Below are 6,587 nucleotides of genomic sequence, written 5' to 3'. Positions count from 1 at the left end.
TCACGTAGAAAGTGCTCCTTGAACTGGACTGATACGGACTTCGACACTCCACATCATCCCAGTTCAGGAGCATTTTTCTGTTTAGGCGCGCCACTAACAGCCAGGCTTCGTGAAAGACCAGGGCTTCGGCGGCGTCCCGTGCGGCGGCGAATGTTCTGAACACGTGGCCGATGTCGATCCATTCGGAGTTGCTGATCCGCAACTCCTGGCGCAGCAGGGCGAACGCGTACGAGCGCGGGCTCGTCTCCAAGATGGCCGGCGGACCGGTCCCGACCTCGAGCGATTCGAGGCAGGTGCCCGCCTGTTCGTCGGACGGGTCGCGGCCCAGTGCCTCGCGGTAGGCGGCAACCGCGCCGTCGCGGTCGCCGAGCCAGGCGAGCGCGTGCCCGAGGTGGATCGGCACGAGCGGATCTTCGGGGTCTGCGTCCAGCGCCGCCCGCGCGGCCTCAGCGGCGAGTTCGGCGACGGGGCGGCTCACGTCGTCCCAGTCGTCTTCCTCCACGCCGTTGAGCGGCGGACCTTCCAGGTCGTAGTCCCAGCCGGAGTTCACCTCGTTCTCCACGTCGGTACAGAGGCGCAGCTCGAACGCCGCAGCCAGAGAGCGGCCTATCGCCACCGTCGCGGGATCGGCGTGCTCGGCGGCGTTGTAGCAGGTGCGCGCCTCGGCGAGGAGCGCACCGATCTCGTCGGTGCCGTGGTCGTCCCAGAAGCGGTAGGCGCACTGGGCGAGGAGATCGAGGGCGCGTTCCACAATCATCCGGGAAGCCTGGCATATCCGGACTGCCGGCCTCGGCCGAAAGAGCTTGAGTTCAGCCGAGGTGGAAGGCGTGCAGGGTGGTGCCGTGTGCGGCGGCGAGGGTGGGGCCTTTGGTGCTGAGTTCCCATTGCCTGTTGGAGACAGGGGTTGTTACGGGGTAATTCCAGACGATTTGGCCTGTCTTGGCGTCCCAGGCGTAGAGTCCCGAGCCCGTGGTGCCTGCCACGCCGATGCAGATCAGCCCGCCAGCGACGACCATTGGGGCGGTGTCGGACACCGGAGTGTGAGCGGACCAGAGACGCCTGCCGGTGCGGGCATCGAGGGCGACGAGTTGTGGGCTGTCCAGGACGAAGGCGTATCTCCCGTCGACCCGAAAGCTTCTTGTCTGGCCGCCGGGCGAGGTCGGCGTGTAGGTCCATCGCTGCCGTCCGGTGGACGCGTCCAGGGCGTAGATGGTCGGCCCGTTCATGTAGACCAGCCCATTGGCCACGGTCACGTTGAGCAAGAGCTCGTCCTTGTCGTCAGGGTCCCTTTCGGCGTTGGGGAGGTCTGCGCTCCAGACCTTCCGGCCGGTATCGGACGACAGCGCGTCGAGAGCGGCGCGAGAGGAACTGGCGAACATCAGATCACCGTCGCGCGGCATCACGAGCATCGTCTCGAACGGCCTTGACCACCGGACCGCGCCCGTCGTGCTGTCGAGCCCGAGGTGTCTGCTCTGGCCACCCTCCTTGGTCGCGCCGACAAGAATCGTGCGGCCTTGGACGCCGTGGCAAATGATGGACGTGTACGACGCCTGCGGCCACTGGCGTATCCAGAGGCGGCGGCCGGTGGCCGGGTTCAGGCCGGTGATCGTTCGATCCCCGGTGAGGACCAGCAGGTCGTTGGTCGGGGCGATGAGCTCGGGGAACCGGTATTTCGCCGGCGCGTTGTAGGTCCACTTGACCGCCTGGGACTCGTCCCTGGCGACGACCACGCCTTCGGAGTTGGCCGTCGTATAGATGAGGGTCGGCCCGACGACCATCTGGCCGGTTTCCAACCAGGTCTGCCGTCCGGTGGCCAGCGAGTAGCAGCGGAAGTCGTCCTCGAAGACCTTGCGGGCGACCGAGATGATCGATCGAGGGCGGACCACGAGGCCGATGTCGTCCACGTCTTCGATCGTGGTTCGCCACAGCAGCTTCGGAGGGGAGAGCCGGACTCCCTTCTCGCCCTGGGTCGCGACAAGTGCGGCGGCGGTTCCGCCGCCGACGGCGGCGAGTCCGGCGGCGGCCCCGCCGATGAGCAGCCGCCGCCGGTTGTGGGCCCTGGCGAGCGTCCGCAGATCCAGGACGAGGGTGTCCTCCCGCTGCCGCAGCTCCTCACCCATGTCGCCGGGGAGCCAGCCGGGCGTGACCGGCTGGGCGGCCAGCAGGGCCGGCAGCAGGTTCGCGGGCGGACGCCGGTCGGGATCCCGGCTGAGGCAGGCGCTCACCAGCTGTGCCAGGGAAGCCGGGACGCCGCGCAGGTCGGGTTCTTCGTGCAGGGTCCGATGGATGATCGTGGGGACCGCGTCCTTGCCGAACGGCGGACGGCCGGTGGCGGCGAAGGCCAGCACGGCGCCGAAGGCGAACACGTCGGCGGCCGGTGTGAGCCGTGTCCCGTGGATCTGCTCGGGGGACATGTAGCCGGGAGAGCCGATGAACTGGCCCTCCCCCGTGAGTGTGGCGGTGTCGGCGGCCTTGCTGATGCCGAAGTCGATGACCTTGGGGCCGTCCTTGGCGAGCAGGATGTTGGCCGGTTTGAGGTCGCGGTGCAGCAGGCCCGCCTCGTGGATGGCGATCAGGGCCTCGCCCAGTCCGGCGCCGAGGGTGCGCAGCAGCGGCTCGGGCATGGGCCCGTACCGCTCGATCGTCTCCTTCAGGCTGAGGCCGTTGACGTACGCGATCGCCAGCCACGGGACGGTGCCGTCGGGTTCGGCCTCGACGACCGGGCTGGTGAACGCGCCGCTGACCTTCTGGGCGGCCTCGACCTCGCCCCTGAACCTGGCGCGGAAATCGGGGTCTCCGGCGAGCTCGGGCCGCAGGACCTTGATGGCCACCGCTCGTCCCGCCGGGGACGCGCCCAAGTAGACCACGCCCATGCCGCCCTCGCCCAGGCGCCGCAGCAGACGGTACCGCCCGATGCGATCGGGATCGCCGGGCTCCAGCGCCGCCGCCGTCATCGCCCCGCCTGGAAACGGTAGAGCCGCTTGTGGTCGGTCGCGAAGACCGACGAACCGGACACCGCGACTTCCCAACCGCGCTGCGAGTCCGCCGGCCCCCGGTGCGCCCACAGTGCCCGGCCATCGGTCCCGGCGACGAGAATGCCCTGGGACGGGCCTGTCGGGTCGTTGAAGGCGGCCGCGACGAGGCCGCCGGCCGCCGCGATGTGTCCCCGGTCGCCGGCGAACGGTTCTGGACCGGCCAGCGTCCACCGGGCGGCGCCGGTCGCCTGGTCGTAGGCCTGGAGAACCTCTTCCTTGAAGATCACGTTGCCGCCTGCGGGAATGACGGTGTCGAAGTGCTCGTCGGTGTCTCGCGACCACACGGGCCTCCCGGAGGCGGTGTCGACCGCCTGGAGGGTGTCGCCGAAGTTGCCGAAGACCCGCCCGCCGGCGACCGAGATGTCCAGGCTCGCGCTGTCCCGGTCGCCGCCGCTCTCGGACCAGGTGCGGACCCAGCGCTTGCGGCCCGTGACGGGGTCGAGTGCGGCGAGGGAAGGCTCGGTGCTGAGGTAGAGGCTGGACTGGTCGACCGCTCCGGAGGCGAACCCCCGGCCGGGGAGGTGCCACCGAATCTCGCCGCTGGTCAGATCCAGCGCCCAGACGTCCCCACTCGAACGCACGATGACCGTGTCGCCGACCACACCGAGGACGGACGAGGGGTTGACGTCGCGCGGCGTGGGAAATTCCGTGGTCCGTCCGGTCGGGGCGTCGACCAACGTGATCTTCTGGTCCTCGAAGTCGCCGACCACGCCGCCGAGGACGACGAACGTCGATCCGCGGGCGGGGTTGCCCGAATACGCGGCGTTGGCTTTGTCCTTCGCCCACAGTTGCCGCCCGGAGCCGGCATCCACCCCGTACATCTCCTGTCCGCCGCCCCAGAGCACGACGCCGTCCGCCACCAGCACCATCGACGCCCCGGTGACAGGCTGAGGCGGGGTGAACGTCCACGCAGGCGGGGCCGCCGCGGCGAGGGCGGTGGCGCGGGGCACGGGCCTGGCGGGCTTGGATCCCCCGCGGGTCATCACCCAGCCCGTCGTCCCCGCGCCGATGCCGGCCACGGCGACCGCACCGGCCAGTCCCAGGATCCGGCGTCGCCCGACCCTGCCCGCCTCCGTGTCATCGACCCGCGGCGCCGGCGGGGGCGTGACCGGCTCCGACGCCGCCCTGGTCGCCTCGGCCTCCCTGGCCGCCACCTCCTGGCGCAGCGCGGGTGAGTTCAGTGCCTGAGGATCGGCGGGGGTCAGTGCGGCGAGCACGGACTCCAGGGCGGGACGTTCGGCCGGCTCCTTGGCCAGGCAGGCTGCCAGCAGTTCACGCAGTGACGCGGGAACGCCGTCGAGGCACGGCTCTTCGTACATGACCTCGTAGAGCACTCTGGCCGGGTCCCGCTCGCCGAACGGCTTGACCCCCGAGGCCGCGTAGACCAGCACACCCGCCATCGAGAACACGTCCGCCGCGGGCCCGGCGTCCCTGCTTCCGGCGATCTGCTCGGGAGCCATGTAGGCCAGCGTGCCGATCATGGCGTCGGTGCGGGTGAGCCGCGTGGCGTCGGTGACCTTGGCGATCCCGAAGTCGATGATCTTGGGGCCGTCCTCGGCCAGCAGGATGTTGCCGGGCTTCAGATCGCGGTGCACCAGGCCGGCCCCGTGGATCGCTCGCAGCGCTTCCGCCAGTCCCGCGCCCAGAGCCCGGACGGCGGACTCGGGCAACGTTCCGACGCTCGCGAGGGCCTCGCTCAGCGTGGGCGCAGGGACGTAGCCGGCGGCGAACCAGGGCTGTGGCGCGTCGGCGTCGGAGTCCAGCACCGGGGCCGTGTAAAGCCCGCTCACCTTGCTCGCGGCGGCGACCTCGCGACGAAATCGCTCCCGGAAGGCCGCCTCGTCGGCGAACTCCCGCCGGATGAGCTTCAGCGCAGCCAGCCGAGCGCCCGGCGATCGGGCGAGAAAGACGATCCCCATCCCGCCGGCGCCGAGCCGGGCGAGGATCCGGTACGGCCCGACCCACACAGGGTCCCCCGGTTGCAGCGACCGCACGCCCACCCCCAATTCAAATGAACATATGTATCTATACGTTCATGAGGACGCACACAACCCGCCGCAGCTCACTCGCCCGCCTCACTCGGTTTCCCGGCCCTGGTGGAGCCGGGGGACGCCCAAGCCATCGACGGTGCACCCGCCGCTACGCAGTTCCCTCAGACCCGGCTCGCCGATTCCGACCTCGGCCGAATGCCGATCTGGAACCGGCGGTGCCTCCTCATGACCGCGAGGTCAGCCGGATGACCGGGAGAGCGCGGTCGGTCGTCTCCTGGTACGTCGTGCCACACGCAGGCGCCAACTTTGCGGGGGCCTGGCACGGACGCCGACCGGGCGCATACGTCAAAGTGCCGGGCTCAGCCAGGCACTACCTTTCCCTGGCTGAGCCGGTGCGGCAGACCGACACTGGCGACGCGGGCGTGGCGATGCCCCGGTCGACTCGGCCATGTCCGCGCCGGAGGGGTTCCGCCCTCCGGGCCTTGACGTAGATGGCGGAGGGAAATCGATGTCCACCACTTCCACGCTGGTTCACGTTCACGGCTTTTGGCACGGCTCCTGGTGTTGGAGCGAAGTCATTCCCCACGTGGTCGCCGCCGGTCGCCGAGCCGTCGCGGTGGACATGGCGGGGCACGGGCTGTACGCGCGCCGCCCTCGGTGGTTCACCGAAAAGCCGTACAACCCTGAGGCAGTCCGCACGGAGGTTTCACCGGTCGCGGACGTGAGCCTCGACGATGCGGCCGATCTGCTGACCTCGCAGATCAAGCGGATCGGCGGTGGCGAGCCGGTCACGGTGGCCGCCCATAGCGCGGCCGGCCCCGTGCTGACGCGAGTGGCCCAGCAGACACCCGGCCTGGTCGCGCACGCGGTGTACCTTTCCGCGTACATGCCGGCATCCAATGTGCCGGCTGCGGCATACACGCGGATGCCCGAGGCCGCCGATGACCAGGTCGCGCCACTGCTGCGGGGGGACCCGGCCCAGATCGGCGCGCTGCGGCTGGACTTCAGCACGGACGACGCGGCCTACCGGCGGCGGCTTCACGAGGCGTTCTACGGCGACGTGGATCCGGTCCTCGCCGACGCCGCCACCGGCCTGCTGACGCCCGATGGCCCGATCGGCATCATGCTCGGCACCACTGCCCTGACCCGAGACGGCTGGGGGTCGGTGCCGCGCACGTACCTCACCTGCGCAAGGGACATGGCGATCCGTCCGGCCCTGCAAGCGAGGTTCATCGCCGAGGCGGACGCGGCCTTCCCGGACAACCCGACGTCCGTCGTCGCACTCGACGCCTCCCACTCGCCATTCCTCTCGATGCCCGACGAGGTGGCCGGCATCATCACCTCCCTCGGCTGACACGACGCCGGACCTCACCCACGCAGCCGAGTATCGAAGCCCATTCAGGCGCGAACTCGACCCGCAGGTCGTCGCCCGGATGAACCGGGCACAGCGCGCGGCGTCCATGCGCGGCGTGATCACGTCGTGACAGCCCGGCCTGGCGGGCGAGCAGGACGGTGAGCTCGTCGTGGTGCTGGCGTTCGACGTGGTCGGCGACCGGATCCG

4 protein-coding genes are annotated in these 6,587 nt (G+C 70.2%); 1 reads left to right on the top strand and 3 read right to left on the bottom strand.

The genetic code is table 11. The features are described 5' to 3' along the window. The 3 genes from ACGFIS_RS15255 to ACGFIS_RS15245 all read right to left on the bottom strand — a co-directional run. The coding region (locus tag ACGFIS_RS15255) for a tetratricopeptide repeat protein (RefSeq protein WP_392971245.1) at window positions 1-757 on the bottom strand (757 nt) is incomplete at its 3' end. 52 nt (window positions 758-809) lie between these two features. Beyond that, window positions 810-2,954 (bottom strand): PQQ-binding-like beta-propeller repeat protein, encoded by a 2,145-nt coding sequence (locus tag ACGFIS_RS15250; RefSeq protein WP_392971242.1) that lies wholly within the window; start codon window positions 2,952-2,954, stop codon window positions 810-812. Continuing rightward, entirely contained in the window at window positions 2,951-5,029 is a 2,079-nt protein-coding gene (locus ACGFIS_RS15245; RefSeq protein WP_392971239.1) for a serine/threonine-protein kinase, read from the bottom strand. Before ACGFIS_RS15245 ends, ACGFIS_RS15250 begins: the two co-directional genes overlap by 4 nt. 505 nt (window positions 5,030-5,534) lie before the next feature. Between ACGFIS_RS15245 and ACGFIS_RS15240 the strand changes: the two genes are divergently transcribed. Further along, a complete protein-coding gene (locus ACGFIS_RS15240; RefSeq protein ID WP_392971237.1) occupies window positions 5,535-6,380 on the top strand; it encodes an alpha/beta fold hydrolase in 846 nt (281 codons plus the stop codon). The last annotated feature ends 207 nt before the right edge of the window (window positions 6,381-6,587 follow it).

It is taken from the genome of Spirillospora sp. NPDC048824 (assembly GCF_043198455.1).
Classification (GTDB): Bacteria; Actinomycetota; Actinomycetes; order Streptosporangiales; family Streptosporangiaceae; genus Spirillospora.
The sequence above is the reverse complement of the archived record's forward strand: the minus strand, read 5'-3'. Positions and strand labels throughout refer to the sequence as shown.

Bases quoted from the DNA above. Each gene is read 5' to 3' on its own strand.
- ACGFIS_RS15240 (WP_392971237.1), top strand. From the start codon at position 5,535: ATGTCCACCACTTCCACGCTGGTTCACGTTCACGGCTTTTGGCACGGC.
- ACGFIS_RS15250 (WP_392971242.1), bottom strand. From the start codon at position 2,954: ATGACGGCGGCGGCGCTGGAGCCCGGCGATCCCGATCGCATCGGGCGG.